This is a genomic window from Streptomyces sp. PH10-H1, from assembly GCF_030063355.1.
Taxonomy (GTDB): domain Bacteria; phylum Actinomycetota; class Actinomycetes; order Streptomycetales; family Streptomycetaceae; genus Actinacidiphila.
Window position 1 is genome coordinate 1 of the sequence record NZ_JASISZ010000197.1, and the last position, 1,828, is coordinate 1,828.

Consider the following 1,828-nt stretch of genomic DNA (forward strand, 5'->3'; position numbering starts at 1 on the left):
CTTGACTCTGTCGGTGATCTTGGTGGGGTCGGTCTGAACGGCGGGGTGAGTGGGCATGCTCGGGCTGCTTCGTTGACCGATACAGCTGCTGAGGTGTGTATTGTCGCTCCGTCCGCGTTCGGGTGAGCAGGTTCCGTCTCTGACCGCGAAGATCGCGCGAGCGAGCAATCCCGGTGGCACGACGGCGATGTGGGTGCGGGACCGGCTGGACGGGCTGTGGTGCGATGAGGACTTCGCCGACTGGTACCCGCGCGACGGGCGTCCCGGGCTCTCGCCCGCCCAACTGGCCACCGTCAGCGTGCTGCAGTTCCTCCTGGGCCTGTCGGACCGGCAGGCCGCTGAAGCAGTCCGCTGCCGCATCGACTTCAAGTACGCCATGGCCATAGAGCTGGACGATCCCGGCTTCCACCACAGCGTGCTGACCGACTTCCGCGAGCGCCTGACCCAGGACGACCGCGCCGACCGGCTGCTCGATCTGGCGCTCGCCCGCCTCAAAGAAGCCGGCCTGGTCGGCGGGCACGCCACCCAGCGCACCGACTCCACCCACGTGCTGACCGCGGTCCGTGACCTGACCCGGCTGGAACTGGTCACCGAATCAGTCCGTGCCGCGCTCGAAGAGGTCTCCCGCACGGCCGGGCACCTGCTCGTCGGGCTGGTCGACGAGGACTGGGGGCGCCGCTACGGCCGACCGGTACGCCTGGGCAAGAACCCCACCCGGCCCACGACCCGGATCCTTGCCGCCGGCGACGACGCATGCCGTCTACTGGAACTACTGCACCACCACAGGGCCGCCTACCGATCCGGTCCACAAGCCGAGGCCCTGCGGCAGATCGTTGTGCAGAACTACTACCACGACCGGGCCGGCCGTCTGAGCTGGCGCACCGCCGAGGACGGCGGGCTGCCGCCCTCGGCCTCGGCGATCGTCTCCCCCTACGACACCACCGCTCGCTACGTCCGCCACGGGCACATCATCCGCTGGAAGGGCTTCGCCGCCCACCTGACCGAGACATGCTCCTCGGGCAGCGTCAACGTGATCACGGACGTCGCCACCACCTCGGCCGCCACCAACGACGGCCAGGCCCTGCCCGGCATCCACACCCGCCTCGCACGGCGCGAACTCCTGCCCGGCGAGCACCTGGTCGACGGCGGCTACACCTCCCTGGTCCACCTGGAACGAGCCGCCCGCGAACATCGGGTCACCCTCACCGGCCCACTGCCGGGCAACCCCACCCGCCAGCACCGCAGGAACGAGGGCTTCGACCGCGACGACTTCCACATCGACTTCGACAAACAACAGGTCACCTGCCCCAACGGCCAGGTCAGCGCCGGCTGGCACGGCCCCTACCCGACCTCCTCGCCCACCGCGGCACCCCTGATCGTGGCACGGTTCACCAAGAGCCAGTGCCAGCCGTGCCCCGACCGCCCCCGGTGCACGAAGTCCAGCGACGCCCGCAACGTGGGCTTTCCCCCACGCGAACTCCGCGACCTGCAAGTACGTGTCCGCACCGAGCAGCAGACCCCGGAATGGAAGGCCCGCTACGCGGTCCGCTCCGGCGTGGAGGGCACCGTCAACGAGTTCGCCCACGGGCACGGCATGCGCCGCTGCCGGTATCGCGGACAGCCAAAAGCCCACGTGCAACACGTACTCACAGCCATCGCCGTGAACATCGAACGGCTCAGCAACCAGCCAGCCACACAGCAAGCCCCGTCACCGAGACCACCGACCGCCTTCCAGAGCCTCCTGGATCAGCAGGGAATCCCACGGTCGAAGTCCTGGCGCACCCTCGGAACCTGACCCCGACCACCAAGATCACCGACAGAGTCAAGC

1 protein-coding gene is annotated in these 1,828 nt (G+C 69.0%); it reads left to right on the top strand.

Annotated elements, in window-relative coordinates; genetic code table 11:
* The first annotated feature begins 100 nt into the window (after positions 1-100).
* Complete coding sequence (locus QMK24_RS41155) at positions 101-1,795, top strand: IS1182 family transposase (RefSeq protein ID WP_283472033.1); 1,695 nt, start codon at positions 101-103, stop codon at positions 1,793-1,795.
* Positions 1,796-1,828: the final 33 nt, after the last annotated feature.